Origin of the sequence: Phenylobacterium sp. (assembly GCF_031984885.1) — a bacterium.
Classification (GTDB): domain Bacteria; phylum Pseudomonadota; class Alphaproteobacteria; order Caulobacterales; family Caulobacteraceae; genus Phenylobacterium.
Genome location: NZ_DAMABV010000002.1, coordinates 332,672 through 358,866 on the forward strand (window position 1 = coordinate 332,672; position 26,195 = coordinate 358,866).

Consider the following 26,195-nt stretch of genomic DNA (forward strand, 5'->3'; position numbering starts at 1 on the left):
GCCCGAACGTTCGAAGCGCGTCGTGGGCAAGTCGTATTGGAGGATTGCCTGATGATCCGCATCGCCTTGATCGCCGCCGCGACGCTCGTCGGCTCCGCCGGCGCGGCGTTGGCCCAGGCGCCGCTGTCGCAGAACCCGCCGACCCAGACGATCATCTGCCTGGACGTCGGCGGCCAGACGCTGCCGGTGTCCTGCAAGGTCCCGGCCAGCCGCCTCGACAAGCGCGAGGACTTCTGCACCTGCCGGACCGGCACGCAGGTCGACGCGCCGATCTGCCCGGACGGCGTGAAGCCGCCGGTCGAGAACCTCGCCTACGAGAAGGCGCGCAAGGCCGCCGCCCAGGACGGCAGCCTGATCGGCGACCTGTACGAGGGGCGGCCGATGTGCGTCACCGGCCGCAACACCTACTAGAGCGGCCGGCCCAGGGCCGCATAGGTCAGCTTCTGGAACGCCGGCAGGGCGGCGCGGCCGCCCATGCGCTGGCCGGTGGCCAGTTGTGCGGCGGCCTCCGGCTCCAGCGGGATCGAGTTCTGGATCAGGTAGATCATCACCATGTCTTCGACCGGGTCGGCCTGCCACCAGGTCCCGAAGGCGCCCGGCCAGCCGAACGCGCCCTCCGAGCCGGCGCCCATCCAGGCCTGCTTCTCCGGGTCGGTGATGACCGAGACCCCGAGGCCGAAGCCCTGGCCCAGCCAGAACGGGATGCCCATGAACGGGACCTGGCGCTGCTCGGGCGTCAGGCGGTTCTCGCGCATCAGCTCCAGCGTCTCGCGCTTCACATAGCGCACGCCGTCCAGTTCGCCGCCGGCCAGCATCATGCGGGCGAAGCGCAGATAGTCGTCGGCGGTCGAGATCAGCCCGCCGCCGCCGCCGCAGAACGCGGGCGGGCCGGGCAGGTGCGGGAAGGAGATGTCCTCCATGGCGTCGGTCTTGGGATTGATCCGGTAGAGCTTGGCCATGCGCTCGCGCTTTTCCGGCGGGCACCAGAAGTCGGTGTCGTTCATGCCGAGCGGCTTCAGGATCCGCTCCATGATGAACTCGCGATAGCCCATTCCCGAGACCCGGCCGACCAGGAATCCGAGCACGTCGGTGGCGTGGCTGTAGTGGAAGCGCTCGCCCGGCTGGTAGGACAGCGGCAACTGGCCCAGGGCCTTCAGCCATTCATCGGGCGCAAGGTGGCCGCCGAGCGGGGAGCCCAGGGCGTCTTCGTGCGCCTGGGCGATCGGCCCCATCGAGGTGAAGGCGTAGGCCAGGCCCGAGCGGTGGGTCATCAGGTCGTCGACCGTGATCTCGCGCGCGGCCGGGACGGTGTCGTCGACCGGGCCGGTCGCCGACTTCAGGACCTGCATGTCCTTGAATTCCGGCATCCACGCCGTGATCGGGTCGTCCAGGCGGAGCTTGCCTTCCTCCACCAGCATCAGGGCCGCGATCGAGGTGATCGGCTTGGTCATGGAGGCGATGCGGAACAGGGTGTCGCGGGTCATCGGCGCCTGGCCCGCCACGTCGCGGTAGCCCAGCGTATTGACCTGGGCGACCTCGCCCTTGCGCCACAGCAGCGTCACGAAGCCGGAGAGGTCGCCCGCGTCGATCACCGGCTGCAAGGCCGGGGGGATCGCCGCCAGACCATCGGAAGAAAAGCCGCCCAGAGCCAGATCGCCGTCCATGTCGCCTCGCCAGATGATTTCGCCGGGGGCACCCGCCCAGGCGTTTCCCTAGCTATGCCCCGGCTGACGTGGAGCGCGTCAAGCGTACTTTTCGTTCGAACTATTGGTGACGCGGCGCCTCGTAGGTCGCCATCATCTCCCCTTGGGCGACGGTGTGGCCCTTCAGGATGTTGAGCAGTTCGGCCAGCGGGGTGTCGGGGCCGACCTCGATCTGCCGGTCCAGGGCGAAGACCTGGAAATAGTAGCGGTGGATGCCGTGGCCGGCCGGGGGGCGCGGCCCGAACCAGCCATAGTCGCCGGCGTCGTTGCGCCCCTGGATGATCGGATGCGGCGGGTCGATGTACTGGGCCTGGGGTACGGCCTCGGGCAGGCCGCCGGCCTCGGCCGGGATGTTCCAGATCATCCAGTGGATGAAGGGCTTCTCCATCGGCGCGTCCGGATCCTCGACGATCAGGGCGTAGCTTTCCGCGCCTTCCACCTCGGTCCAGGTCAGGGGCGGGGAGAGATTCTCGTGATAGGCCGAATGGCGGTCGGCGAGGCGGCCGTCCGGGGCCTGGGAGGGCGACATCACGACCAGCCCGCTCGGATCGCGGGGCTCGACCTTGAAGATGGTGATGGTTTCACCGGAATGGGCGGGAGGGGACATGGGGCTGCTCCTTGCGTCCTCCACAAAGCGCGCCGCCCAAGCCTTGGTTGCGGCGGTCGAGAAAAGGCCCTAGCCGGTAGGCATGTCCCGCAACGCCCGCCGCGCTTTCGGATCGATCCGCCTGGGCCTCGTGGCCCTGGCGGCGGCGGCTTGCGCCGCCTGCACGCCGCTGGGGGTGTTCGCCACCTTCACGCCGCGCGACCCGGCGATCCTGACGGCGAGGGACCAGGCCTACGGCCCGCTGGGTCGCCAGAGCCTCGATGTCTATGCGCCCCGCCAGATCAGCGCCGCGCGGCCGGTGGCGGTGTTCCTCTATGGCGGCGGCTGGGAGCGCGGGCGCAAGTGGGACTACGGATGGGTCGCCCAGGCCCTGGCGGCCCGCGGCTTCGTGGTCGTGCTGCCGGACTACCGGCTCTATCCGCAGGTGCGCTTCCCGGCGTTCCTACACGACAGCGCCCAGGCCGTGCGCTGGGCCGTCGACCATGCCGGGGCCTATGGCGGCGATCCCTCGCGCATCGTGCTGCTGGGCCATTCGGCCGGGGCCTACAACGCCGTGATGCTGGGCCTGGAGCCGAGCTACTTGAAAGAGGCCGGCGTCGATCCGGCGCGGATCGCCGGAATCGTCGGCATCGCCGGCCCCTACGACTTCACGCCCCTGAAGGGACACATGGCCGAGGTGTTCGGGGGCGGTGATCTGGGCCAGACCCAGCCGGTGCGGCTGGCGCGGGCCGACGCCCCGCCGATGCTGCTGGTCACCGGCGACGCCGACACCGTCGTCGATCCCGCCGAAACCGACTCCCTGGGCCGCGCCCTGCGGGCCGCGGGCGGCCAGGTGGAGACCCGCAGCTATCCGGGCGTCGGGCACAACGAGATCATGGCCGCCATGTCGCGCCCGTTCCGCGACCGGGCGAGCGTGCTGGACGACATCGCGGGCTTCATGGGCCAGGTGGCTGACGCCCCGTCCGCTCACGCGTTTGTCACCCATCGCGGGCCTTGAGGACAAGCGCAAATCTTCGGGCGTAACTGTCGGAAATTCCAGATGATATGGATGTCCGAAGACCGCCGTTCGCCCGCGACATATTGCCGTTAGGTCAACCTTGCTGCGCCGCCGCAATTGTGGTCAGGGGCATTCGACGCTATATCCGGCGGCCCTTCGTTTTCGAGGGTTTGTGCGCCGCACTTAGAAGGACCGCCTATGCTGGTGACCCTGATGAAGGCCAAGCTCCACCGCGCGACGGTGACTCAGGCCGATCTTGAGTATGAAGGCTCCATCGCGATCGACCGCGATCTGCTGGACGCCTCGGGCATCCTTCCCCACGAGCAGGTGGACGTTCTGAACATCACCACCGGCGCGCGGTTCACCACCTACGCCATCGAGGCTCCGCGCGGATCCAAGGTGATCGGCGTCAACGGCGCGGCCGCGCGCCTGGTCCAGAAGGGCGACAAGGTGATCGTGGTCACCTACGGCATGCTGCCGGCCGAAGAGGCCCGCAACTATTCCCCCAGCGTCGTGCTGCTGGACGACGGCAACGAGATCAAGCAGGCCGCCTGATGCGCCGCCTGGCTGCGCTCGGCCTTTCCGCCGCAGTGCTTTCCGCAGCGGCCCTGGGCGCCTGCGCGCCCGGCGCCCCTGAAGGGGTCAGGAAGGCCGTCCTGGATCAGGCCGTGTCCGACGCCATCGGCGATCCGGGCACCTGCGTGCTGATCGCCGACCAGGGCAAGGTCGTCTACCAGTACGGCACGCACGTCGTCTGCGGGCGCACCCTGCCGACCTGCGAGGGGCCGGGCGTGCAGAGCCTGGACCAGTTGCTGAAGAAGGCCGCCGGCGAGCGCAGGACCGCCAGTTGCCGGAGCAATGCCGACGGCACCCGGATCGTGGCCTGGGCGAGCGGCCCGATCGAGGGCCGTGAGCGCATGACCTTTGCGGCGGTGATGGAAGCCAGCGAAGCTCCGCCCGGCATCGTCGTCGCCGACAAGCTGGCGTCGGCCTTCGCCAGGGCCGGCCTCGGCCCGAAGCAGCCCTCCCCCGGAGGGGAGGGCCCCGCGGCTTAGCGCGACAGTTCGTAGAGGCCGGTGATGTCGACGCGGACGTTCAGTTCGCCGGCCGAGATCGGCGCGCCGCCCGAATCCTTCTCCATGCGCGCATAGGCCATCATCGGCGCGGGCGGGGGCGAGGGCACGTAGCTGCCGCCTTCGCTGAGGTTCACCAGCCGGCTGACCCGGTGGCCGGTGGCCCGGGCGTAGAGGTCGGCCTTGGCGGCCAGCGCCTTGACCGCGTCCTGGCGGGCGGCGTTCTCGGCGGCGGTCGGATCCTTCAGGCCGAACGAGATGCCGTTGACCTGGTTGACCCCGGCCTTGACCGTGGCGTCGACGGCCACGCCCAGCCTGGCCAGGTCGTTGACCGTGATCGTGACCTGGTTGGAGGCCTGGTAGCCGCGCAGCTTCGGCGGCTCGTTCTGCACGTAGTCGTACTGGGCGTTGAGGTTCAGGCCCGAGGTCTGGATGTCCTTGTCGGGGATGCCGGCCTTGCGCAGGGCGGCGATGACCGTGGTCATCTGCTCGCTGTTGGCGGCGAGGGCGGCGGCGGCGGTCGGAGCCTCGGTGACCACGCCCAGGTTGATCGTCGCCTTGTCCGGCGCGACGCGGGTCTCGCCATAGGCCGAGAGGTTCAGCGTGGTGGTCTGGAACATCGAGTCTGCCGTGGTTCGAGCGGTTTGAGCGAAGGCGGCGGGCGCGGCGGCGGCGGCGAGCATCAGGGCCAGGGCGCCGGCGCGGACGAAGGTCTTCATCGAAATCTCCAGTAGCCCCCGCCTTACCGGCGGGATTGAGGTCTCCGAACGCCGGGCGACGAGCGGAGGTTGCATGTTCTGACAAAGCCAAGCTGAACGGCAGCTTTAAGGCGCGTGCAGGTCGTGGTAACCCGCAGCCCTGCTTCGCTGCAGGGGCCTGTAGCTCAATGGTTAGAGCCGACCGCTCATAACGGTCTGGTTGTAGGTTCGAGTCCTACCGGGCCCACCAGCGCGCTTTTCGCGCCAGAAACACCGCCCAAGAGATTGAAGGGCAGGGATAAATTAGCGGTTCGATATCCTTCGGTCCGCGAATATCGCAGACGCTCAGAAAACATCAGCCTAATCACGATCCTACGCACCTCTAAGGAACCTGATTCCCAAAGTTTCCAAGGACTTGCGAGGAAGGCCAAAGCGGTTCGAAGTGTGTCGCGGAAGCTGGTCGCCGGAGACGCCCCGGACGCCATCCGTTCGAGGACCAGGAACTTACTTTCCTCAAGCTTGCGAACGCGCTCCTCATAGGCCCCGATCACGCTCGGCACACTCGCATCGACGATGCGCGTTAGCAGCGTGTCGATCTGCTTCTCGATCTTCGCCAACTCCGAAGACATCGCGCTTTCTTCCGCCGCTGCGCGTTCGGCCTTCCGGTTCCACAGCTTCTCGAACATCCCGACCGCCAGACGGAACAGCTTCTCGGTCGGCTGCGCGCTCTTGAGGATGTCGATGAACTCTCCTTCGAGCTTGTCACGCCGGATAGACTTTCCGCGCGAGACGCAATCGCGCGACTGGCAGAGATAGTAGGGATGATGGGCACCGTTGCGGCTCTTCGACCAGCAAGCGGTGAGAGGTGCGGAGCAATCGTCGCACAGTACATGCGAACGGAGCGGGAAATCGGCGTTTACGTTCTTGCGCGATGTCACATGGCCGACGCCGTTGAGCCTGTCCTGAATGCGCTTGAACGTGGCCCAGCTTACAAGGCCTTCATGCTGGCCGGGACGGAGCGACACGTCCCAGTCGCTGGGCGCTTCGATATAGCCGCCATAGACAGGTTGTGTGAGGAGGAGGGCGACGCGGCTGCGATGCACCCGCCCGCCTTTCTGTTTGGGGTACAGCGGCTGCGCTTCCAGATAGCGAACGACGTCGCTCTGTGTGTCGAGTTCCCCGAGCGAGAATTTCTCCAGAGCGTCCTGAATAATCGACGCGACGGGCTCGTCCCGCACCAGCATCTTGCCCCGCCCGGAAACCGCCTTGTATTTAAAACCCTGCGGAGCGTGGAAGACGAAGTAACCGTTCAGCATACGGGCGCGCATGCGGTCTTTCACCTGCTGGCCGTTCTTCTCCGAGCCATGCTGCGCAACCGCCGCAAGCAACAATTCGACCAGAACGGAGTCCGGGTCGGTGCCGAATTCTATGGAAGGAGATTCCAGAACGCCGCCTGCCATGGCGATGGTGTTGCGAAGCTGGATATGTACCTCAACCTTCCTGGCCAGCCGCGATATATCATAGACTATCGCGACGGGGCGTTTGGCGCGGTTCTTTCGAATGAAAGCAAGCATCGCCTTCATGCCGGGGCGGTCGAACAGCTTTCCCGTCATGTCGTCTTTGAACGTCTCGACGAGCTTGTAGCCCTTCCTGTTCGCGAACTCGCGAATTTGGGCGAGCTGGCTCTCTTGTCCGTGGCCTTGGAGTCTCTGCTTGGGCGAGGACACCCTGACATACGCGACGGCAATTCTTGGTTCGTTGCCGCTCATGCCCGCCCGCCATTCTCGTCGTTGCCGCCAAGCAGGTCTTCGGCGCTGAATAGGTGGGAGCAGATATCGACGGAAAAGCCCTTGTCCACGAACGCGGCTATGATGTGCCAGAGCGTCGTCAGGAGCTGGGTTTCCGCTTCGCGGCTGAGGTTGAACTCCGCCAGTTCGTGGCGGTATTCCTCTATGTCCGCTTCAAACGGGGGAAGATCGCCTCGGACGTTCTGTCTCGAATCCGCCTGAAGGCGGTTGAATTCTTCTGTAGTCACGATGCCTCCTTTTTCTTCTTATTTCGTGGCTTTCAAGCCCTATATTGTAGCAAAATTTATGAGAACAAACAAGGAACAAAATCCTATTTGGTCAATGTTCCTTGTCTGAAATCTTATGTATATTCAAAGTTTTCGTGGTTCTATTTCCTTGTGCTTCTGGCAGCACTTGCGTTCCTTCCATCCCCAGCGCCTGCACGGCAGGCACTGGGGATTGCTTGGAAGGGGTTTTGGGTCACGCGGGAGAAGCATTGGGCGGCTCCTCTTCTTCAGGAAATCGCTTCTCGAACTGCTTTTTCAGGCGGCGGATGCCGCGCGACCACCACGCCTTCTCGGCAGGCGACATGGGTTTCGCCCGCCAGCGGAGGTGGGGGCGATTTTGAGCTGCTTTTTTCATGAGACACCTTTGCGCGAAGTTCCGCAAAAGGGTGTCTCACTTCGGAACGCCGGAATGTACCCGTGATTATCGGATAATGGATAAAATAATCGTGACTAACGGATAATTGGTGTTTGGAGCTTCTGACGACGAGTAGCTTGTCTGCGACGATTGCTTTCTCGCGTTTTGGCGAGACCGCTGGGTACGGGACGGCGAGGCGGCAAAATGTCATCTGCCCGCAACAAGGGAAGGCCGTCCTCTTTTCGTTGTCGATTCAGATATTTGCAGCGGGCTTGAATGGCGGGGGCGAGTATGGGGTCGTGCGCATCCACGTCCTCGCGGTAGAGTGGCTGTGGGGCGGCAGCCCAGGCGCGCTGATAAAACGTCAGAGCATCCTCGCCACTGGCACGGTTGGCGTAGCGCTCGATGGAGGCAAAGCGCGGATCGCCATCTTGGGCGGCGGCTAGATTGCTGTCGGATGCACTCGCTGAACTGAAATCCGCCGAGGGGTGGATGGCCTCTTTGTGGGGAGTGGCTTGGCGCACAGCTTCCTTGGCATGGGGCAGCTTTTCGACGGCCTCTTCCTCGGTAAATCCAAGTGCAATCAAATACTCTAACAGTAGTTTGTCCGCCTTGGAGAATACATCTCCATGGAACATCCAGTATCTAGTATATGAATTTACGTTGTAAGGCAATAATTGTAAATAGTTTGCAGCCTTACTTTGAGCGCCGAAGGGGTGGGCGCGCGTACTGCTGTGGCTTGGGGGGAGGTAGGGCTTGCGCGCGAGTGGTGTAACCGGCTGATCTTCGCGGAGCTGCTCTAACTTCTTTTTGGGCGTATTGGCCACGTGCAATCCTGAAGCAATACCTGTTGATGGCGCGGCGGCTTCCTCGCCCTGATGCGCCCCTATATGCCTACCAGCCTATCTGAGGTCGCAACAAGAGGGAGTCCAATGGCTGTGGAGCGGAGCGGACGCGACGATCGCCTGGACATCCTTTGTGACTTGGGGCGAAGCCGCCTCATACTTGGGTTGGCTGAGGACGGCACTCTAATGAGTGAGCTTCAGGAGTGGCCAACAGAGCGGTTTGCCAACCAGGCTCGGCCATTGGCCGCCGCAGTACGGGAGTTTGCAACGTCTGAAGGGATCGCCATCGAAGGACGAAAGCTCATTCTGTCTGCCCCGATCTACATCAACAGCGACGCTATCAAGCCTCAAGGTATGCCGGGCGATTGGACCTTTGATCGGGCGGCCCTAAGGGCTGAGTTGGGTTTAAGTGGCTTAGATGTGATGAATGACATGGTGGCTCTCGGCCATGCCGTTCCGATTATTTCCGAGCAGGGCGCTTACAAGCTCATCGGAAAAGGAAGGCCAAAAATCGGCTTCCCTGTCGTCGCGATCGGCGTCCGTTCGGGGCTAGGGGCGGTCGGGTTTGTGAAGGCGAGGGAGAACCCGCGCTGGATTCCTGTGCAAACCGAAAGCGGTCATATCGGAATTACGCCGGCAACTCCTGACGAGCATACCATCATGCATTTCGTCAGGGAGGAACGCGGCGATCTGCCCCTTACTATTACGGGGCAAGACCTTCTGTCCGGCATGGGCGCGCCAAGCCTCATTCGCGCGGTTGCGAGATTGGAATTTGAAGGGGGGCACAATCCGGACCCAGTTCGCGCGGAGGCCGCGGCGAGGGAACTGACGTCCGCAAATCTGTCCGAATATGCAGTGGGCGATGGCGACGCGGCTCACGTTGCCCGTCAGGCTATCGCTCATTGGTGCGCATTCTTTGGAAGCTTTGCCCGCAACATGGCCTTGGCCTTTGGCGCTATGGGCGGCCTGTTCGTGACAGGTAAGGTTGCGGCGGATTTCCTCGCCGATGGCAAGAAGGAAAACCACGGCATATTCCGAAAGAACTTCGAGATCGGCGGTACGGACGATCACTATTTGCGCGACATCCCGACCATGTTGATTACGCACGGGTACCCTTACCTTGCGGGTCTTGCGCGGTTTAGCGGTGTTGATCGTAACTGATGTCTACTTTGCGAAGCGCTCGGCTCAACGTCCAAGGTGCAACATCGAGACTTCCGGCGACCGCTTGTAACTTCTCCCCGCGCTTGAGGCGCGTTGCCGCCTTACGGACGGCTGCGTCGGTGAGTTTCGGCGGCCTGCCGAGCCGCTTCCCGCGTCGCCGCGCGGCGGCCAGGCCTTCCTTCGTGCGCTGTGAGAGCGTGCGCCGCTCAACTTCCGCCATGATGCTGGCAAAGGCGTAGAACGCCCATCCCATCGGGGTCGTCGTGTCCACGTTCATATTGAGGATGCGGAACTCCACGCCACGCGAGCGCAGCTTCTCCAGTTCGGCCAGCGCGTCGATAGCGGAGCGGTAAGCGCGGTCGAGGTCCCACACGATAAACGTGTCTCCAGGGGAAAGACCCGCGATCACGCTTTCATAAACGGGGCGGCTCCGCGACACAGCGGAAAGCTTCTCGACATGGATCTCGTCGCAATGCGGCAGCAGGCCGTCCGATTGACGATCCACACATTGTTCGTGCGTCGATACGCGTAGATATCCGACTTTTCTCGCCATACGCGAAACACCATCCTGTCGGTCGTACAACTCCCAACAAAAACGACCGTTTTTGTGTGTCCGCGCTGCCGGGTCCGATCCCTTCCTGTTTTCGGGGAGTTTTCTAACAAATGAGGCAAAGTGACGCTAGATAGAAATAGCCTCAAAAAGGGTCGTTTTTGTTGACGTTGCTGTTTTGGTCCGCGCCACGTGTGCGAGGGTGCGAATGTCTTTTTCAGAAATGACCCGCGGTCTTAGGGTTAAACTTATCTTCTCCGCCGCGACCGTCCTGCTGGCGTCACCGGCCATCGCGGGGACGTATGCCGGCATAGACAACGGATATGGCCTGCCGCCGAATGATCGTTCGTCGCTCTACGATTTCGCGAACAGTGATGTGGTGTTCGGCGATAGCGGAAGTCGGGAGGTGGGATATTGCGTCGCGGGCTCCGGTTGCGCGGATGTCGTCTGGAAGCCGGTTACCGGCGATGTGTGGGCTTCCGCTTCGCTCGCAAACGCCGAACTCAAGACCCGCGCGTATCTGTCGTTTGGAGAGAACAAGCCGGGTAGCGCGGTAGCGCAGCTTGGGAGCAATTTCGAGACCGCGAGTGCGACGGCCAGTTTTGATGACACGTTCTACATCACGTCCGCGAGCGGCTCGCCCTTCCTGTGGAATGCAGGCTCCAATGTCGGCTTCAACTTCGACGTGTCAGGCGCAGCGGAATGGTCTGAAAATTTGGTTGCCGATCCTGCGAGCCTGACGAACATTTATTCCAGGCTTGATTTTCTTGCCTACGACCCCGTGAGCTATGAGGTCATTACGGGCAAGAGTTGGCTTCTGGGTGACTATGCGACCAATTCTGCTTTCTGGTCGGCCTTGAACGATCCGCTACTGACGCCGGCTGTTTGGGACGGGTTGGAAGTGGTGGATCTCCTTTCCAGCAGTACCATCAACTACACGTTCAATCCCGGTCAGGACTTCTTCTGGACGCTGCGCCTTACAAACTGGGTCGCGCTTGATGTGACGGAAGAAAATGTCTTCGCCTCGCTGGATTTTTCCCACACCGTAAAAACGTCCTATCAGGGGCCTGAAGGCTCTGTGACCCGTTCGGCATCCGCTTTGTTCCCCTTCACGACGCCCGTCTCCGCCGTGCCCGAACCTGCGACCTGGGCGATGATGATTACGGGCTTCGGTCTGGCCGGGGCAGGCCTGCGCCGCAGCCGCCGAGCGCTCGCGGCCGCCTGAGCGGGCGGGCGCGGCGAACTCCTATCCACCGATGAAGTGAGGCGAAGATGTTGAGGCATCTGCGGAGCGGCGCGGCTGCGCTCGCGATCCTGGCCGCGTGCGGGGCCACTGTGTCCGGCTGCGGGAAGAAGACGGGCGAAGTGAGCGGGCAGGCGGAAAACCCTGCCGCGTTCGCGTCGCAGGCGCAGAAGCTGTTGAAAGAGCTTCCTGACAGCGAGCGGGCGAACGTGATCGCCGCGCACGAAAAGCTGGCGGCGAGCGAGAACGAACGCTTCGCTAGCCTCTTGGAACGCTATCGGGACGGGCGCGATCCTCGTAACGTCGCGGACTACATTGACGATGTGTCGTCGGGCGCCGATAGCGACAAGCAACGCATCGCTGCGGTCGACGCCGACATCGAGCAAGCCCGCAAGTCCAGTGGGGCAAAACAGTATAAGGAGTATACTGAAAGCCGCATCAGGAACAGCAATGTCGAAAAGGCGGGGCGTCTTCTGGCGCTCTCGCTTCGCCTCGACCTTCTAAAGAAAGCCATCGCGCTCGACCCGATTCTGTCCGAAGCGGTCAAGGCGAGAGCAGGGCAAACGCCCACCGAGAACGGGAAGAAGGAGCCACTATCCGACGTCGTGCAACGTCTCGCCATGATGCCCTGCCGGAACGCAAGCGCGCAGGCGGGGGAGGCAGGTCGGTTCTCTGCACGCGGTGTCGCGCTCGGCATGACCCGCGAGCAGGCCTTGGCAGGAGTGTGCGCGTCAGAGAAGGGCGCGGTGATGTTCGCGGATTACTCGCCCTTCGCTCCTTACGATGGCCAGCCCTACAAGCATGACAGTGATCTTCCTGCCAACCCGCTCGCCTGGGCGGATTACCGCGCCGGAAAAGTCCCGGCGCTCAACAGAGAGAAAGACCTGGAAGCCTGGGCCGCGGCTGCGGTGGCGAAGCCGCGGCCAATGCCTCTTGATCTTTGCTTCGGCTGTGAGAAGGACCAGGATCGCGGGAAGGCGCGAGCGTTCGACGGCCTGTTCGCGCGTTTCGCTCCGGACGGTCGAATTTACCATATTTCGAAGACCCAGGAGTTCTCTCAGAAGCTTCCGTTCGGCGAGCAGAGCTTCGAAATAAAGCCTATGCCGCAGCCGTCCAAGAATGTGCTCGGCCCGCTGACGTCCAAGTTCGGTACGCCGTCCGTGGTCTATGAGTCCGGCTGGTACACGATGGTGGCGTGGGTCTATAGGGACCGCGCCAACCTGCTTCCCACCGAGAGTTGGTATGTTGGCAACGGCGTATCGAACAACGGCATCCTCCGGTTCAAGAACGACACGTTCCTGCCCGTGGAGCCTCGTGCGGCGAAGGATGCGCTCATCAAGGCAAAGCCCGTCGCGACCTACTGCATGACGAGGGTCGTGCCGCCGTTCGTGAAATGGTTCGGATATAGCCCGCCAGACTTCGATAGCTTCTTAGAGTATGTGAACGCGCAGGGGATCATGTCCGTTCTGGGGCAAGAGCCCACGAACTTTCCTTATGTGCCGAAATGGGAAGCGGCTGGCTACGTCCCCAACTGCGGTGTCGTCGTGACGGCCACCCTTTGGCATATGCCGCCGAACCGCGCGGATCGGGATCCGCCACCGGTCAAGAAATCGAGCAATCCGAAAGCGCCGGACGCGGATACGCCGATCTACTACGTCGATCTGCAGATCGTGGATGTGGATGCGCGGGAGAAGATGACCCTCGACGAGGCGACGGCGGCGGTCCAGTACCGCACGACCAAGACGGCAGCGGCTGCCCAGGAGCAAAAGGACTTCAACGCCGCGAACGCCTATCGGCCTTAGTGGTGTCAGAGACGGAACGGCCATGGCCTGTCGTTCCGTCCGTTGCATGCCGCGATGCCAGGCAGCTAGTCTGTCTTTGCAAACGCGGGAAGGGCGCGCATGGAGAACGAAGCCATCGCCAGATTACGCCGCGCGCTCGCGGACTGCGGCGACGATGTTGAAGTCTCCGAACTCGCCTACTTCCTCATGCAGGGCGTTATCAACTTTCTTCCCGAAGGTAAGGCACTCGTCTACGAGCGCATTCTCGGTTGCTACGCGGCGGCGGTGGAAGAGCTAGGGCCTGACGCCTCACCGCACGAAATCCGTGACCGCGCCCACCTGATCGCCAAGCGTCCGCATTAGGCCGTCTTCTCAGGTTTTCCCGCCGGGAATCTCCTCCGGCCACCCGCGCCGTCCTTCTCGAAAAACCTCATCTTCGGGGATCATGGATCAGCGTGGCCGGACATCAACGCGGCTCGCTTCCGCGCGTGAACGCTTGTGCAGCTCCGCCCCGCTTTCGCGGCGCAGGGGGCGGCGTTTGATCTCCGGCCTGACCCGCCGATCCGTCCTCTCCCCGTGAGGTTTTCCGCGAATGGTCGCGGCCTCGAACAAAGGAGAAGATCCATGACAAGCAAACCCGCAAAACCGACCCACAACGTCTACGTGGTGCAAGGCGAAGGAGAGGCCAGCCGATGGGTGCGCATCGGCGCGGCCTGGCCCAACGCCGACGGCAAAGGCTTCAACGTGAAGCTCGACGCCGCGCCCGTCCTCGGGCGGATCGTGATGCGCGAGCAAAGCGCGGAAGGAAAGGGAGGTCAGCAATGACCTTCCATCACCGCTCAATCACCACCGAAACCCTCGACTGGCGTGGCTTCTTCGTCCAGGTGACATTCGAACGCCAACGCTTCGTCGATCACCTCCAGATCGAAACCCTTGAACCGCAGCGGGCGCCGTTGCCGATCACAGAGACGGGCTACCGTTCGCACTTCATCTCGAAGGGCGTGATCGACGACTTTGGAAGTCCCGGTGACTACGTTCTCGCGTGGCTGGAACAATCTGCCGCCAACAAGGGCTGGCACGAGATCGAAGCTGGCATCCGCCAACTATCACTCTTCTAAAACCTGACAAGCGCGGCGTGGCCGCGCTTGCCTTCAATAAGGCGGGTCTTCCGGCTGGCTCGCGGCGAGTTCTTCGGCGTCTGGCGGCGCATAGGTGGGCGCTTCATCGGAGACAGGTTCGGGCGGCGGCTCCGGCGCGGCGACGATGACGTCGCCGGCGGGAGCAGGCTCGGGAACGTCGTCGGAATAGAGCGCGTCGGCGGCGACCGTCTCCGCTTCACGTCCGTGCGAGGGCCGCTCGTGACTTTGAGACAGAAAGTACGCCATGATCGCCAGGCAGCCATAGAGCATCATCGTGCAGAGAAACTCCGCACCTGGGTTGCGGTAGCGCCGCGCCGAGCCCCAGACATCGCCTTTGGCCGGGAACATGTATTGCAGCCAAAGAAGCGTTGCGCCCGGCATGCGAAAGAGCAGCCAGAACAGCCCCCGCTTCGGACGCTCGTCTTCGAATTGCTCCTGAGGCGAGGTGCGTCTGGCCACGGTGTTTCCCCTTTTTTTGCGCCTGCGGCTCTTTTCTCTCACCTGCTGCGTGCGCACTATTGTCGCAAGGCCGCTCCTGACTATTCTGCGTTGCAGGGGGATTGGGCAAGCGGCCATAGGCGACGCACGTCCCGTCCGTGTCTGGGGAGTCGGGGCATATCGTGACCACGATAGTCATTCTTGCCGTCCTGATCGGGGCGATCGTGTTCGTTCTACGGATGAAACCTGCCGCTGCGCTGGAGGCCGCTGGAGCGGCCGGGGCTGCCGAGGGAGGCAAGAAGCCGTTCATCCTTCCCGAACGGGCGAAGACGGTCATCCTGTTCTTCGCCAGCATGCTCATCGGACTCACCGTCTCGATGTACCTGAACCCGCCCGTCGTCTTCGTGCTGCTCGGAGTGGCTGCCTTCGTCGTCTACTACCGCACCGACAAGGGAAAGCAGAAAGTCGACAAGCACCTCGGCGGCCTGAAGACGGTCGTCGCGAAATCGGCGGCCACCGCGCAGGCGGCGGGGCAGGAACTGGCGCAGAACGTCGCGAATGCCGCCGACCGTAGCGGCGAGCCGATCTTCAATCTGCCCAAGGCGGGAGCGCCGTCAGCGCAGCCCGATCAACTGCTCGACCAACTGGTGTCGAGTGTCCGCGTCGGGCGTGCCGCGCGCAAGGCGTTGGACGGCGATCTGTTGCCCGCCCTCGCAAGCGCGAACGACATTGAGAAGAAGGCGCTGGCGACGGCAGTCAAAAGCCAGCGTGCGACCTTCGCCGAAGGCCGGAAGATCGCCGACACCTCGATCCGCGAATTCGCTCGCCTTGCCGCTCTGGACGCTGTCGCAGTAGCGGCGGCGCTCGAGGCGGTGCTCCTCAGGGAAAACGTCGCGTCGGACGCGGGCCTCTTGGCGCTGTTCCGCCAGATGGCCGCGAAGGCCGACATGGCGCGGTTCGATCACGTTGGATACCAGAAGCTTGTCCAGGATGCGTGGCTCCGCGCCACCGAAAATCCCGGCATGACGAATTCTCCGGTCTAAGGGGGCGACAATGGCGATGGTTCTTTCCCGTCCGGTCAAAACGCTCGCCCTCGGCGGCGCTGTCGGTCTGGCGCTCGGCGCTCTGACCAATATCGGCTTTCTGCCGCTGGGCGCGGTCACGGGTCTTCTAGGCGGCGGCCCGGTCATCATGGGCGAAGCGACGGAAGCCAACTTCGAGACCTATGAAGCGCCCGGTGCGCTGGCCGCGATCTACAACAACAGCGGCTATGAAAATGCGGGCTACAGCGATTTTCATCTCCGGGCATATGCGGTGAACTTCGCCGACGCGGTGCGTCAGGTTTGCGGCAACGCCTCGGCCTTCAAGACCGCCGAGGTTGACGCCATGCGGAACAAGACGGCCTCGGACATGATAGACAGCATCACGCCCGAGAAGGGGATGGAGATGTTCCTGAATCAGTTGCAGACATATGGCCGCATGGCGCAGGACCCCAGCGCCATCAAGGAGTTGATCCCCGCATATGATGCCAATGAAATCCCCGGGGATGCCCAGCAGGACGGCATGCGGTTCGTCAATGAATTTGGTTGTCAGGGCGGAACGATGAACCGCTTCTCACGCAACCTCCGCAACTACATGAAGGGCGGTGGCGCGGCGGAGTAGGTTTAGGACTATTGATCCTCGTCGAGCGTCGTCCACTTCGCAACATATGATCGAACTGAAGGGCCGCAATATACGGCGCGCCTTTTCCACTCTTCATGCCCAATGTCTCTGGTGAACCCCTCAACAAATCCAGAGGCAATGGCCCCAGCCAATTCCGAGTTGTCCGACCTCATCCCGTCTTCTAGCAGTTCACAGATGGTTTCCCGTGCTGAAACTGAGAGTGAATTGAAGATATTCGACACTACGAATCCAACCTCGTCATAAATTGAAGTTGGTGGAGGAGGGTTTGGGTGCCAGTAGTCAAACGTCTGATCTGCTATGGTTTCAATTCGCTTGTCTACCGCTGATAGTAGATTTAAAAAACTTTTTGTTTCTTTATTCATTCAATTTCCACTTAGCGCAGATCTAAGATCGGAAATTGTGTTTTCCGCTGCGGCTATATCAGTTTTGGATGCGGTTGGATTTCTCCGAATCCAATTCTGCAATTCCCTTATGCTATCCTGTGCTTTCTGTGAGTGGAAACGGTTTCCAACCTTTTCTCCACTGGAAATTTCATATCGAACCGCTGACGCGGTGCTTCCATTGATGCCGTATTTCGCATCCTTTCTATATAGCTTTTCGATAATGCTATCCAAATCTTTATTTGTGACTTTTGGTCGCTCAGAACGAGCGAGCAATTCACGCTTATATCTATCAGAGCTGGCAATATTATTTGAGCTTGTCTTCCTATATGCCTTGTTGTCGTTGGCTGCTATCTGAGCGGAGAACGGTGGGCGTCTTCCCCAGTTGCCTCCATTACCGCCATGGCCGCCGTTCCCTCCGGGCCCGCCGGCCACGACCTTTGGACCGGTGAATTTTCCCCGCCATTGAGCGAACCAGGCGCGCGCGCCGCCATTGTTGCTGCCGCGCTGCGCTGTGACAGTGCGGGAGGCGAGCCAGCGCCGGACATCGGCTGCACGGGCGCTATAGCTCGCGCGCAGGAACTGCCCGGAACGGACGGTTACGCCCCGCGCCGCGTTGAAGAAATTACGCCGCTGCGCGGCGAGGGCGTTCTGGCTTTGGGGATTGTTGCGCCAGAGCCGTGCGGCGGGCTGCTGGCTGGGACTGCGGAAGACCGAAAAGCGGTTCTGGTTGGCGGCCTGCTGACGGGGCAGGGGGCGGCCATATTGTTGTCCCTGCTGCTGGGGGCTGCGGAAGATCCGAAATCCGCCCTGGGCCTGCTGCGGCCTCTGAACGCCCTGCTGGGGACGGAAGCCCGGCTGTGAACGTGGCTGTTGCCACGCCCGCTGCCGCTGCATCTGCATTTGGCGCTGCGCCTGCTGCTGGCGCATCTGCTGGTCGCGCAGCATCTGTTGCTGGCGCATAGTCTGTTGGCGCTGCATCTCCTGCTGACGCTGCCACTGTTGCTGCTGCTGCCATTGTTGCTGGCGGTAGAAATTGTTGTTCTGCGCCAGCGCCTCGACCGGAATGGCGAGCTGAAGCGCCATTCCGAGGACCAGCGTCAGTTTTCCCGCGCCTCGCCAAATCAATTGAGCCTCCCCGCACAGCTCCGCTCTGCGGCCACGCTACAATGTTAACGCGCGCGAAACCAAGCCTCTCCCTCGCTGCGTGCATTGTCGCGGGGAGGTTCTGAAGAAGAAGGGGGGCCTTTGTGAAGCGGAGTGGGGCCGCACCCGTAAGTGGAGGTTCTTCCTATGTTCCGCGAGTTCGGTTAAGCTTGGGGCATGGCGAAGGGATTTGAGTTCAAGCTCGGTGGCCGCACCGTGAACCAGAAGCAGTTTATGGACGGCATCAAACAAAAGATGCTCGATCAGGCCTTCGCGGCGATCGAGGAAAAGGTGCGCGGCACGGCCGGGGCTATTGTCGATCCCGAAACCGGTAAGCGGCCCGCCGTATTCGTGCGTCGCAAGGGCAATGACGGGTATGTCATTCGTACCGAGGGTTCTCCCGAGTTTGCGCGGGAGCTGGAGCGGCGTCTGGGATTGGAGAAGGGCCAGGTTGAGAACGTGACTGTTGCCGCCAAGGAAGTTCCTCACGTCTATCTGGCTCATGCATCGGAAGATCACGAGTCCCTTGCAAGGCCTCTTGCCGAAAAGCTCATGGCGGCGGGGATCGAAGTCTGGCTTGACGCCTGGGAAATCAGGACGGGCGACAGCCTGCGCCGCAAGATGGAGAGCGGGCTCTCGGACTGCACGCACTTCGTGGTCCTTCTGACCGAAAATTCCATCGGCAAGCCCTGGGTCGAAACCGAGATCGACGCGGGCTTCCTTCAGGCCGTCCAGGGCGAGTCACGTTTCATGGGCCTGCGTATCGGCGTGCCGATCACGCGCCTGTCGCCGTTCCTGAAAACGCTGCGTTGTCCTGAGACGGATCTGGACGATGAGGCCGAGGTCGCTGCGCTCATCGCCGACATTCACGGTGTCAGCACAAAGCCGCCGCGGGGCGAGAAGCCAACCTACGTCCAGAACGCGCCCTCGGGGATCAAAGGTTGGTCGGCGAGCGCCGTGGCGGTCGCCCGCTATCTCGTTACAAACAGCGTCAACGGCTGCAAGTTCGATCCGCAAACGACCGTCGCGAAGGTGGCCGAAGCGACCGGGCTTCCCGAGGAAGACGTCAGACTCGGTGTTCTGGATTTGTCAGACAGTGCTCTGATCGAAACCCAGCGAATGGACGATATGCGGTTCTGGCCGCTCATCGGGCTCTTTGTGGAGTTCGACCGCCACTTCCTCGATTTCGATAATCAGAAGGACGCGGTGGCTGTTGCAAACCGCCTGGTGAGCGAAGGTGTCAGTCAGGCGGACATCGCCGAAGATGTGGCGTCCTGGTTCGCAGACTGGCCCGTCCGGAGGCTGAACAGCGCGCTCGCCTATCTCGAAGAGAGCAAGGTGATAGATGCGCATCATTCACTTGGTCAGCCTCCATACGTGATGTCGTTTCTCTTCGTGACGGACCGGACGCGGCGGTTCGTAAGGGATCACGGCTAAGGCGGTTTTCGCTCTTTCGTAGAGTGCAAGATGTGCGGGTAGTACCCGCAAATCTTGGCAAAGGAGGCCCGCTGCGCGCCTCCTGTTGCATTCCTCCCGGCCATTGGCGCTCTCTCAGGCCCCTCGGACCTTCGCTCACGCCACCGCAACGTCTGGCCGTTGCATCACCAGTCAGGAGCGTTCCTGCTCCCGACACCCATGACCAGGCGTATGCCGCCCTGGACCTGCACCAAGGCGTCGGCCTTGAATGCGAGCAAAGGGCGTTCCTGCCCTTGTGCAATCCTGACCAACCCTCCGCGGATTGGATGCGCGCCACCGTTTCGCCGTTGGATCACGACCAAGGCGTCTGCCGCCTTGGAAACCTGCACCAGGCAATCCGCGCATGGGGCGTTTCGCCTGCGGACGCCGCGGTGCTTTGCCGACAGGCAGGGCGCTGTGACATCATCTGCTGATGACAGCTCTGAGGCCGGAAGGCGAGACCGTTACGATGCCGCAGCCGCTCGGGTTGTTTGCTGGGGAATTGTTGGGTCGTGCGAGCGAGTTCGCAGATGCATTCGAAGTGTTGGATGTCGCGACGAGCACACGCTTCTTGCATTCAGGCTTCTACCTGCTTTCGCACTCTGTCGAGCTTGGCCTGAAAGCGTTTCTTGCCGCCAAGGAGGTCCCGAAGCGAAAGCTCTGGTCGCGCGAACTCGGTCACGATCTGGTTGCGCTTGAGGTGGCGGCGAACCAGCGCGGATTGAGACCTATCGAAAACCTGGGGCATCTTGTTTGGAGCCTCAGCGTCATGAACGAGGATCATTCCCTGCGATATCCGGCGGGCTATTTCGAAGCTGTGCCGGCGCCGGGGGAATGTCTCGAAGTTGTCCGGGCGCTGCTTCATGCTATCGCGCCGACGGTCGAGTCTCAGCGGCTCGCTGACCGCTTGATGCTCGCGGGCGACGGTCGATACACCGGCAAGCGGATCGAGTGGTCCGATTGAAGTTGGGGGAGCGCTGCGGGGCGCTTTCTAGGTCAGCGCTTTGCGCGCCTCGTTTGGTATCGAGGCGATGACGTTGAGGTAGGCGGCTGCCGTCGCGTCGGGCTGGCGCCGTCCCATCTCCCAGCCTTTCAGCGTGGCGAGCGGAATGTGATAGGCGTCGGCGAAAGCCTGTTGCGTCAGCCCGAGGCTCTGGCGAAGCGACTTCACGTCCGGCACTTCGACGGCATGCGTGCGCAATCCGGCGCGCTTGCCCTTTGCGTACTGGACGGCCTCGCCGAGGCTCTCGATCAGGTCTTTTCCAAAGTCAGTCATGTCAGCCTCCTTTCGAGGGGTATCGTTTTTTCAGTTCAGCCGTGAGCGCGGATACGGCCCGCTTCTGGTCGGGCGTCATGTCTGTCGCCTGCGCCTTCGCGTAGGCCAGCAGGAGGAAGATCGGCGCGTCGGCGTGGTGATAGAAATAGATCATCCGTGCGCCGCCGCGCTTGCCACTCCCGGCCCGTGCCCATCGGAGCTTCCGGACGCCGCCCGTGCCGGGGATGATGTCGCCGCTTTCAGGATTGCGGGCGACATAGTCCACCAACTCCATCCGTTCGTCGTCCGACCAAATCGCCTCGCTGAGTTTCAGGAAGCTGGCGGTTTCGACGACTGATACGGGCTTTGTATCCATGCTCTTTCATTGTGTGTCATTGACACCCAAAAGTCAAGGGTTTGTGCGTCAGCGACACCCATCCGCCTCATCGAACAAAGGGAGAATTGTGTAATGCGTTGCCTTACACCTTACAATTTGCTACTATGAGTGGGTGACGTTTAAACGATGACAAAATCCGCCCCGATCCATCCAGGCCAACACGTTCGCGATGTCGCTCTGACGCCCAAGAGGATGTCCGTGACTGACGCTGCCGGACTTCTCGGCATAAGCCGTCCTGGCGTTTCCAATTTCTTGAACGGCAAGGTGTCCGCCACGCCCGACATGGCAGCTCGTGTGGAGCGCGCATTCGGTATTCCTGCGCAGAATCTCCTCGATATGCAGGCTGCGTACGACACCGCTCTCGCAAAAAGCAAAGGCGTAGCGGCGGCGAGCAAGGCTTATGTGCCGCCGTTTCTGTCCTTCAAGGCAAATGACATTGAAGCTTGGGCAGCGCCGAATGTAAGCGCCCGTGTTCGCCTAAGCGTGTTCTTGCGTACTCTTGTCCACTCGACGGGGGTCGGGCTTCGCTCCGTTGATTTCCCCGGCAATGACGATGCCATGCGCCCAGGGTGGGACGGATTGGTGGAGGCTGAGGACGGGACGCCATGGATTCCGAAGGGCCGCTCAGGCTGGGAGTTCGGGGTCGATAAGAACGTCAAGAGCAAGGCGGACGGGGATTTCGCGAAGAGCGTCACAGCAACGCCTAAAGCTGACCGAGACCAGATGACCTTTGTGTTCGTCACCCCTCGCCGCTGGAGCGGTAAAGCGGAGTGGGTGAAGGCCATGAAGGCCTCCGGACAATGGCAGGATGTCCGCGCCTACGACGCTAGTGATCTGGAGCAATGGCTGGAGCAATCGCATCCGGGCCAGACTTGGTTTGCGAACGAGACGAACGCCCCCTCTGAAGGGGTCCGTTCTCTGGACAGGTGCTGGTCAGATTTCGCAGACGTGGCCAAGCCGCCTCTATCGGGCATGCTGTTCAGGCCGGCGATTGAAGCGTCGAAACGCACGATGATCTCGCGGCTGAAAAACACGCCTGACGAGCCAACGATCATTGCGGCGGACTCTATTGAGGAGGCGCTTGCGTTCTTAGCTCAGCTTTTCAGCATCGAGGGCGGGGATGAACTTGCGGCCTATCGGGACCGCGTACTGGTTTTTGACAAGCCGGGGGTTCTGCCGCGCCTTGCTCAAGGCAAGCCGGGCTTCATCGCTGTTACAACTGACCGTGAAGTCGAGCGTGAAATGGGGCCGCTGGCCTCTACGCTCCATACCATCGTCATCTATCCACGAAACGCGACGAACGCCACGCCTCACGTCAGCATCACACCTTTGAACGATGAGGCGTTTCGCGCGGGGCTGGAGGCTATGGGGCTCGACCGCGACGAGGTTTCAAAGTGCGCCGACGAGTCTGGTCGTTCCCTAACAGTGCTACGGCGCAGGCTGTCCAATGTGCCAGCCGTGCGAACCCCCGCGTGGGCCTCCGATGAAGCGGCCGCTTCCAATCTTATTCCCTTCCTGTTCGTCGGCGTTTGGGATTCGCGCAGCGAGGTCGATCAACTTGCGCTCACCTTGGTCGCGAATGGTCCGACATACGAGGTGCTCGAGAAAGAGGTCCAGCGGTTCGCGGCCCTGAACGACCCGCCGATCTGGTCCATCGGAACTTATCGCGGGGTGATCTCAAAAATTGACGCCCTCTACGCCTGTGCTGGAGCGGTCACGCGCGAAGACCTTCAGCGGTTCTTTTCGTTGGCGCGAATGGTTCTGGGTGAAGACGATCCTGCGCTGGATTTGCCGCAGAGTGAGCGCTGGGCTGCGTCTATCCACGGAAAGACGCGCGAGTTTTCGGGTGCTTTGAGAGAGAGCCTTTCGGAGACGCTGGTTTTGCTCGCCGTCCACGGAAACCATCTGTTCAAGGCGCGGCTAGGCATAGACTGCGAAATAGAAGCGGTCCGTCTCGTCCGAGATCTACTTACACCGTTGACGACGCGGACGCTGGAGGCCGCGGAACGCGACTTGCCCACATATGCTGAGGCGGCACCCGATGAATTTCTCTCTCTCCTTGAGAGTGATCTTAAGTCGGACGATCCGGCTGTGATGGGCCTGATGCGGCCCGCCGATGCGGGCATGTTCGGCAGTTGTCCGAGGACTGGACTGCTCTGGGCATTGGAGGGGCTGGCCTGGAGTCCGGTAACCTTGCCTCGGGCGGCGCTTATCCTCGCAAGGCTCTCCGAGGTCGAGATTAACGACAATTGGGGCAACAAGCCCATCAATTCACTGTCGTCGATCTTCCGGGCGTGGATGCCACAGACGGCAGCGAGTCATGACGAACGCCTGGCTGTAATGAAGCTATTGGCGAAGCGGCATCCCGATGTCGCGTGGCGAATTTGCATCGAACAGATCGACACGGGCCAAAGGACCGGAGACTACAGTCACAAGCCTCGGTGGAGACCCGACGGCTACGGTTTTGGCGAGCCTTTCTCCACATGGAAGCCGGTTCTCGATTTTATGCGCGAGATGGTCGAGATGGCGTTGAATTGGAAATCCTACACTCGCCAAATGCTTTGCGACCTCGTCGAGCATCTCCACGATCTTTCCGACGAGGATCAAGCCAGGGTTTGGACGCTAGTTAGCGATTGGGCCGCCGGAGCGCCCGATGCGGAGAAGGCGCTCGTACGGGAACGAATCCGCGTGACGGTTATGTCGCGGCGTGCCGCGAGGCTGAAGAAAAATGAGGGGCGTCCGTCACTCTCCGCCGCTGCAAAGGCAGCCTATGCAGCATTGGAGCCGTCAGACCTTCTTCAGAAGCATGAGTGGCTCTTTCGGGAAGCTTGGGTCGAGGAGTCGGCGGATGAAATTCAAAGCGATGACTTTGACTTCAAGAAGCGAGACGAACGCATTGCTGCCCAACGGGTAGACGCTTTGCGTCAGGTGTTGGCGGCCGAGGGCATTGATGGCGTGATCCGCCTCGCCGAGATGGGGAGGGCGGCTTCCCAGATTGGCTGGTTGCTGGAAAGCCGAGTCTTCGAAGAAGAGGCGCTTGTCAGTTTTATCCAGCGCGCTTTGCCGCCCGAGGATCATGATGAACCATGGCCGCGGAGAAATCTCGTCTTTGGAGCATTGCGTACCCAAGACGACGAAAAGCGCGAGCGCGTCTTGAGGCAGCTTGGTGGCGCACTACCGCAAAACTCTTTCGTGCGTGTCCTTCTGCTGGCGCCATTTCGCCGGAGCACATGGCGGCTGGTCGATGAACTTGAGGAGCAAAGTCGCAATATTTACTGGTCCGAGGTTGTGCCGGACTGGATTCACGAGGCGGATGACGAGGCCTGCGAAGGGGTCGAGCGTCTGTTGGCGGTCGAGCGCCCACGCGCTGCTTTTGCTTGTATCCACCACAAAGCGGAAGCTGTCCGCCCACATCTCCTCCAGCAACTCCTTTCTGAAGTGGCGAAGGGTGGGAGAGATCGGGAGGGCGAATACAAGCTGGACCAATACCATATCCAGCAGGCGTTCGTGATTCTCGACAAGGCGAGCGAAGTTAGTCTTGAGGAAAAAGCCCGTCTGGAATTTGCCTTTATCGACGCTCTTTCCCGCCCTTGGTCGCGGAACGAGAAGCATGGAATCCCTAATCTCGAAAAGTATACGGAGAACAACCCGGCGCTGTTCATCCAGGCAATCGTCTGGACATACCGACGCAAAGATGGCGGTGAAGACCCTCCGGAGTGGAAAGTGCCTGCCGACAATGGGAAACACTTGGCGGAGCGCGGCTATAAACTCCTCGAAGCGATAAGGCGTATACCCGGTCATGATGACCTTGGTGAGTTGCAGGCTGATCGTCTTTTGAAATGGGTAAAGGTGGTGCGGGAAACCTGTGCCGAGCTCGGAAGACTTGAGATTGCGGACGTCTGTCTCGGTAAGCTGTTCGCAGAAGCGCCCGAAGGAGCCGACGGCATTTGGCCATGCGAGCCCGTTCGCGAGGTCATGGAGGAAATTCAGACTAAAGAGCTGGCGAGCGGTGCTCACACGGGGCTTTACAATGCGCGGGGCGCGCATTGGCGGGGAGAGGGAGGTTCGGAGGAGCGTGAACTCGCTGAGAGATACCTGCGGAGTGCGCGCTTATTGCAATACTCCCACCCGTTTGTTGCCGCAGTACATTCGGATATGGCGAAGACATACGAGCACGAGGCCAGCTATCACGACACTGAGGCAGACATCAGAAGGCGGATACGTTGAGCGGAAACCACAAACTCGATTTGCTCAACAACAGCATCTCGTATTTCCGCGAAGCCGTTGCGTGTGCGCAGGCTGAAGCGCCGCAAACCTCTCCGTGGAAGTTTGCCATCGTCCACGTTGTTCAGGCGATGGAGCTTGCCTTTAAGGAACGTCTCCGGCGCGTCCATCCGGTCCTGATCTTTGAATCCGTTGATCGGGCCGAGAAGACGGTCACGTTGCTGGGCGCTCTGGCGCGGCTGCGGAACCCACGCATCGGGAATGTCGCGATCTCTGATGAGGAAAAGGCCAGCATCGAGAAGGCGGTGAAGCTCCGAAATGAGCTGACACACTTTGAGTTCGATTATTCACACGAACATATAGAGCTGAAGTTCGCTGAGATTTTCAGCTTCATGATTTTTTTCTACCGCGCGCACCTCGATCTTGAGACGTCAGATTTTATCGACGAGGAACAGCACCAGCAAATTCTACTGCTGGTGCGTGCCCGCGCGGAACTCATCCAGAGAGCTAAGCTATACATAGAATCCCGCGGCAACATCACTCGTTGGATATGTCCCAACTGCAACGAGACCACTTTCATCGTTGAAGATCAGCAATGTTGCGTCTGTCACCACAAGGAAGAGATCGTTGAGTGTCCTAACTGCGGCGTAGAGAATTTCGAATCCGACCTTAAAGATATATCGCACCTATTCGATTACGATGATGATGAAGGCTTGATGCGATTAGTTGAAGATTTCGGCTTTGGGGACACAGGGTGCGGTGAGTGCTATCCCGAGGTGCGGGAAAAGATCGAGAACGCTCGGCGCGAGCGATACTACGAAGACCTGGAGATGGAAGACTACTACGCGGGAAAATTATACGGCGCATGAAGGCTTGGGGCTTCGCCCCCGGCGCGCTCCAAGAGCCTTCCGCCCAGCTTCATCCGCGCTGCGCGCTCCTTGCAGCCGGGTCCCCGCGAAGGCTCCCTCCGCTTGCACCCCCATTCTCGCCG

General features: G+C 61.4%; 26 protein-coding genes and 1 tRNA gene. 17 read left to right on the plus strand and 10 right to left on the minus strand.

Annotated features, from left to right (window positions below; translation table 11 throughout):
- The first annotated feature begins 51 nt into the window (after positions 1–51).
- Positions 52–411 (plus strand): hypothetical protein, encoded by a 360-nt coding sequence (locus RTL41_RS05020; protein ID WP_312161963.1) that lies wholly within the window; start codon positions 52–54, stop codon positions 409–411.
- Here RTL41_RS05020 and RTL41_RS05025 read toward each other — a convergent pair.
- Both RTL41_RS05025 and RTL41_RS05030 read right to left on the minus strand, forming a co-directional pair.
- Entirely contained in the window at positions 408–1,664 is a 1,257-nt protein-coding gene (locus RTL41_RS05025) for a serine hydrolase domain-containing protein (RefSeq protein WP_312161965.1), read from the minus strand. The two genes, RTL41_RS05020 and RTL41_RS05025, sit on opposite strands and share 4 nt — an antisense overlap.
- A gap of 100 nt (positions 1,665–1,764) precedes the next feature.
- Entirely contained in the window at positions 1,765–2,310 is a 546-nt protein-coding gene (locus tag RTL41_RS05030; protein ID WP_312161968.1) for a YbhB/YbcL family Raf kinase inhibitor-like protein, read from the minus strand.
- Positions 2,311–2,392: 82 nt separating this feature from the next.
- Here RTL41_RS05030 and RTL41_RS05035 point away from each other — a divergent pair, with 82 nt between their 5' ends.
- The 3 genes from RTL41_RS05035 (at position 2,393) to RTL41_RS05045 (ending at position 4,362) form a co-directional block, all read left to right on the plus strand.
- Entirely contained in the window at positions 2,393–3,307 is a 915-nt protein-coding gene (locus RTL41_RS05035; RefSeq protein ID WP_312161970.1) for an alpha/beta hydrolase, read from the plus strand.
- Between the two features lie 198 nt (positions 3,308–3,505).
- Positions 3,506–3,862 carry an aspartate 1-decarboxylase gene (gene panD, locus RTL41_RS05040; RefSeq protein ID WP_056025476.1) on the plus strand — a complete coding sequence of 119 codons (357 nt, stop codon included), beginning with the start codon at positions 3,506–3,508 and terminating at the stop codon, positions 3,860–3,862.
- Positions 3,862–4,362, plus strand: coding sequence for a hypothetical protein (locus RTL41_RS05045; protein WP_312161976.1), 501 nt, complete (start codon positions 3,862–3,864; stop codon positions 4,360–4,362). The genes panD and RTL41_RS05045 overlap by 1 nt, the downstream gene beginning before the upstream one ends.
- On the opposite strand, the gene RTL41_RS05050 is transcribed toward RTL41_RS05045, so the two are convergent.
- On the minus strand, positions 4,359–5,099 hold the full coding sequence (locus RTL41_RS05050) for an SIMPL domain-containing protein (protein ID WP_312161979.1): 741 nt from the start codon (positions 5,097–5,099) through the stop codon (positions 4,359–4,361). The genes RTL41_RS05045 and RTL41_RS05050 overlap by 4 nt on opposite strands.
- A 153-nt stretch (positions 5,100–5,252) precedes the next feature.
- Here RTL41_RS05050 and RTL41_RS05055 point away from each other — a divergent pair.
- Positions 5,253–5,328 (plus strand) — tRNA-Ile (locus RTL41_RS05055).
- On the opposite strand, the gene RTL41_RS20845 is transcribed toward RTL41_RS05055, so the two are convergent.
- Both RTL41_RS20845 and RTL41_RS05065 read right to left on the minus strand, forming a co-directional pair.
- A complete protein-coding gene (locus RTL41_RS20845; protein ID WP_409418310.1) occupies positions 5,285–6,847 on the minus strand; it encodes a recombinase family protein in 1,563 nt (520 codons plus the stop codon). The genes RTL41_RS05055 and RTL41_RS20845 overlap by 44 nt on opposite strands.
- Positions 6,848–7,602: 755 nt before the next feature.
- Positions 7,603–8,334, minus strand: a complete 732-nt coding sequence (locus RTL41_RS05065; protein ID WP_312161982.1) for a hypothetical protein — start codon at positions 8,332–8,334, stop codon at positions 7,603–7,605.
- A gap of 105 nt (positions 8,335–8,439) precedes the next feature.
- On the opposite strand from RTL41_RS05065, the gene RTL41_RS05070 reads away from it, so the two are divergent.
- Positions 8,440–9,513, plus strand: coding sequence for a glucokinase (locus tag RTL41_RS05070; protein ID WP_312161984.1), 1,074 nt, complete (start codon positions 8,440–8,442; stop codon positions 9,511–9,513).
- Here RTL41_RS05070 and RTL41_RS05075 read toward each other — a convergent pair.
- On the minus strand, positions 9,491–10,066 hold the full coding sequence (locus RTL41_RS05075) for a recombinase family protein (protein ID WP_312161986.1): 576 nt from the start codon (positions 10,064–10,066) through the stop codon (positions 9,491–9,493). The genes RTL41_RS05070 and RTL41_RS05075 overlap by 23 nt on opposite strands.
- A gap of 205 nt (positions 10,067–10,271) precedes the next feature.
- On the opposite strand from RTL41_RS05075, the gene RTL41_RS05080 reads away from it, so the two are divergent.
- The 5 genes from RTL41_RS05080 (at position 10,272) to RTL41_RS05100 (ending at position 14,205) form a co-directional block, all read left to right on the plus strand.
- Positions 10,272–11,288: a PEPxxWA-CTERM sorting domain-containing protein gene (locus RTL41_RS05080; RefSeq protein WP_312161989.1), complete on the plus strand. Its 1,017-nt coding sequence runs from the start codon at positions 10,272–10,274 to the stop codon at positions 11,286–11,288.
- 47 nt (positions 11,289–11,335) lie between these two features.
- On the plus strand, positions 11,336–13,108 hold the full coding sequence (locus tag RTL41_RS05085) for a hypothetical protein (protein ID WP_312161991.1): 1,773 nt from the start codon (positions 11,336–11,338) through the stop codon (positions 13,106–13,108).
- 99 nt (positions 13,109–13,207) lie between these two features.
- A complete protein-coding gene (locus tag RTL41_RS05090; RefSeq protein ID WP_312161994.1) occupies positions 13,208–13,450 on the plus strand; it encodes a hypothetical protein in 243 nt (80 codons plus the stop codon).
- Positions 13,451–13,711: 261 nt separating this feature from the next.
- Positions 13,712–13,912, plus strand: a complete 201-nt coding sequence (locus RTL41_RS05095) for a hypothetical protein (protein ID WP_312161997.1) — start codon at positions 13,712–13,714, stop codon at positions 13,910–13,912.
- A complete protein-coding gene (locus RTL41_RS05100) occupies positions 13,909–14,205 on the plus strand; it encodes a hypothetical protein (protein WP_312162000.1) in 297 nt (98 codons plus the stop codon). Before RTL41_RS05095 ends, RTL41_RS05100 begins: the two co-directional genes overlap by 4 nt.
- A 33-nt stretch (positions 14,206–14,238) precedes the next feature.
- Here the strand turns inward: RTL41_RS05100 and RTL41_RS05105 are convergent, their stop codons facing one another.
- On the minus strand, positions 14,239–14,685 hold the full coding sequence (locus tag RTL41_RS05105) for a hypothetical protein (protein ID WP_312162001.1): 447 nt from the start codon (positions 14,683–14,685) through the stop codon (positions 14,239–14,241).
- A gap of 161 nt (positions 14,686–14,846) precedes the next feature.
- On the opposite strand from RTL41_RS05105, the gene RTL41_RS05110 reads away from it, so the two are divergent.
- Together RTL41_RS05110 and RTL41_RS05115 are read left to right on the plus strand one after the other, a co-directional pair.
- Positions 14,847–15,707: a hypothetical protein gene (locus RTL41_RS05110; RefSeq protein ID WP_312162003.1), complete on the plus strand. Its 861-nt coding sequence runs from the start codon at positions 14,847–14,849 to the stop codon at positions 15,705–15,707.
- A gap of 10 nt (positions 15,708–15,717) precedes the next feature.
- On the plus strand, positions 15,718–16,326 hold the full coding sequence (locus tag RTL41_RS05115) for a hypothetical protein (RefSeq protein ID WP_312162005.1): 609 nt from the start codon (positions 15,718–15,720) through the stop codon (positions 16,324–16,326).
- A 383-nt stretch (positions 16,327–16,709) separates the two neighbouring features.
- Here the strand turns inward: RTL41_RS05115 and RTL41_RS05120 are convergent, their stop codons facing one another.
- Complete coding sequence (locus RTL41_RS05120) at positions 16,710–17,813, minus strand: hypothetical protein (RefSeq protein WP_312162007.1); 1,104 nt, start codon at positions 17,811–17,813, stop codon at positions 16,710–16,712.
- 237 nt (positions 17,814–18,050) lie between these two features.
- Between RTL41_RS05120 and RTL41_RS05125 the strand changes: the two genes are divergently transcribed.
- Complete coding sequence (locus tag RTL41_RS05125) at positions 18,051–19,310, plus strand: toll/interleukin-1 receptor domain-containing protein (protein ID WP_312162008.1); 1,260 nt, start codon at positions 18,051–18,053, stop codon at positions 19,308–19,310.
- Positions 19,311–19,797: 487 nt separating this feature from the next.
- Positions 19,798–20,292 carry a hypothetical protein gene (locus tag RTL41_RS05130; protein ID WP_312162009.1) on the plus strand — a complete coding sequence of 165 codons (495 nt, stop codon included), beginning with the start codon at positions 19,798–19,800 and terminating at the stop codon, positions 20,290–20,292.
- A gap of 27 nt (positions 20,293–20,319) precedes the next feature.
- On the opposite strand, the gene RTL41_RS05135 is transcribed toward RTL41_RS05130, so the two are convergent.
- Together RTL41_RS05135 and RTL41_RS05140 are read right to left on the minus strand one after the other, a co-directional pair.
- A complete protein-coding gene (locus tag RTL41_RS05135; RefSeq protein ID WP_312162010.1) occupies positions 20,320–20,604 on the minus strand; it encodes a helix-turn-helix domain-containing protein in 285 nt (94 codons plus the stop codon).
- A gap of 1 nt (position 20,605) precedes the next feature.
- A complete protein-coding gene (locus RTL41_RS05140; RefSeq protein WP_312162011.1) occupies positions 20,606–20,959 on the minus strand; it encodes a type II toxin-antitoxin system RelE/ParE family toxin in 354 nt (117 codons plus the stop codon).
- A 147-nt stretch (positions 20,960–21,106) separates the two neighbouring features.
- Here RTL41_RS05140 and RTL41_RS05145 point away from each other — a divergent pair, with 147 nt between their 5' ends.
- Together RTL41_RS05145 and RTL41_RS05150 are read left to right on the plus strand one after the other, a co-directional pair.
- Entirely contained in the window at positions 21,107–25,207 is a 4,101-nt protein-coding gene (locus RTL41_RS05145) for a HigA family addiction module antitoxin (RefSeq protein ID WP_312162012.1), read from the plus strand.
- Positions 25,204–26,073, plus strand: coding sequence for a hypothetical protein (locus RTL41_RS05150; RefSeq protein WP_312162013.1), 870 nt, complete (start codon positions 25,204–25,206; stop codon positions 26,071–26,073). The genes RTL41_RS05145 and RTL41_RS05150 overlap by 4 nt, the downstream gene beginning before the upstream one ends.
- Positions 26,074–26,195: the final 122 nt, after the last annotated feature.

What these genes read in the sequence shown, in the direction of transcription:
- RTL41_RS05080 (WP_312161989.1), top strand. Translation starts at nt 10,272, where the DNA reads ATGTCTTTTTCAGAAATGACCCGCGGTCTTAGGGTTAAACTTATCTTC.
- RTL41_RS20845 (WP_409418310.1), bottom strand. Translation starts at nt 6,847, where the DNA reads ATGAGCGGCAACGAACCAAGAATTGCCGTCGCGTATGTCAGGGTGTCC.
- RTL41_RS05050 (WP_312161979.1), bottom strand. Translation starts at nt 5,099, where the DNA reads ATGAAGACCTTCGTCCGCGCCGGCGCCCTGGCCCTGATGCTCGCCGCC.
- RTL41_RS05135 (WP_312162010.1), bottom strand. Translation starts at nt 20,604, where the DNA reads ATGACTGACTTTGGAAAAGACCTGATCGAGAGCCTCGGCGAGGCCGTC.
- RTL41_RS05085 (WP_312161991.1), top strand. Translation starts at nt 11,336, where the DNA reads ATGTTGAGGCATCTGCGGAGCGGCGCGGCTGCGCTCGCGATCCTGGCC.
- RTL41_RS05145 (WP_312162012.1), top strand. Translation starts at nt 21,107, where the DNA reads ATGACAAAATCCGCCCCGATCCATCCAGGCCAACACGTTCGCGATGTC.
- RTL41_RS05030 (WP_312161968.1), bottom strand. Translation starts at nt 2,310, where the DNA reads ATGTCCCCTCCCGCCCATTCCGGTGAAACCATCACCATCTTCAAGGTC.
- RTL41_RS05130 (WP_312162009.1), top strand. Translation starts at nt 19,798, where the DNA reads ATGCCGCAGCCGCTCGGGTTGTTTGCTGGGGAATTGTTGGGTCGTGCG.
- RTL41_RS05025 (WP_312161965.1), bottom strand. Translation starts at nt 1,664, where the DNA reads ATGGACGGCGATCTGGCTCTGGGCGGCTTTTCTTCCGATGGTCTGGCG.
- panD (WP_056025476.1), top strand. Translation starts at nt 3,506, where the DNA reads ATGCTGGTGACCCTGATGAAGGCCAAGCTCCACCGCGCGACGGTGACT.
- RTL41_RS05090 (WP_312161994.1), top strand. Translation starts at nt 13,208, where the DNA reads ATGGAGAACGAAGCCATCGCCAGATTACGCCGCGCGCTCGCGGACTGC.
- RTL41_RS05120 (WP_312162007.1), bottom strand. Translation starts at nt 17,813, where the DNA reads ATGGCGCTTCAGCTCGCCATTCCGGTCGAGGCGCTGGCGCAGAACAAC.
- RTL41_RS05075 (WP_312161986.1), bottom strand. Translation starts at nt 10,066, where the DNA reads ATGGCGAGAAAAGTCGGATATCTACGCGTATCGACGCACGAACAATGT.
- RTL41_RS05035 (WP_312161970.1), top strand. Translation starts at nt 2,393, where the DNA reads ATGTCCCGCAACGCCCGCCGCGCTTTCGGATCGATCCGCCTGGGCCTC.
- RTL41_RS05045 (WP_312161976.1), top strand. Translation starts at nt 3,862, where the DNA reads ATGCGCCGCCTGGCTGCGCTCGGCCTTTCCGCCGCAGTGCTTTCCGCA.
- RTL41_RS05125 (WP_312162008.1), top strand. Translation starts at nt 18,051, where the DNA reads ATGGCGAAGGGATTTGAGTTCAAGCTCGGTGGCCGCACCGTGAACCAG.
- RTL41_RS05100 (WP_312162000.1), top strand. Translation starts at nt 13,909, where the DNA reads ATGACCTTCCATCACCGCTCAATCACCACCGAAACCCTCGACTGGCGT.
- RTL41_RS05095 (WP_312161997.1), top strand. Translation starts at nt 13,712, where the DNA reads ATGACAAGCAAACCCGCAAAACCGACCCACAACGTCTACGTGGTGCAA.
- RTL41_RS05070 (WP_312161984.1), top strand. Translation starts at nt 8,440, where the DNA reads ATGGCTGTGGAGCGGAGCGGACGCGACGATCGCCTGGACATCCTTTGT.
- RTL41_RS05140 (WP_312162011.1), bottom strand. Translation starts at nt 20,959, where the DNA reads ATGGATACAAAGCCCGTATCAGTCGTCGAAACCGCCAGCTTCCTGAAA.
- RTL41_RS05020 (WP_312161963.1), top strand. Translation starts at nt 52, where the DNA reads ATGATCCGCATCGCCTTGATCGCCGCCGCGACGCTCGTCGGCTCCGCC.
- RTL41_RS05115 (WP_312162005.1), top strand. Translation starts at nt 15,718, where the DNA reads ATGGCGATGGTTCTTTCCCGTCCGGTCAAAACGCTCGCCCTCGGCGGC.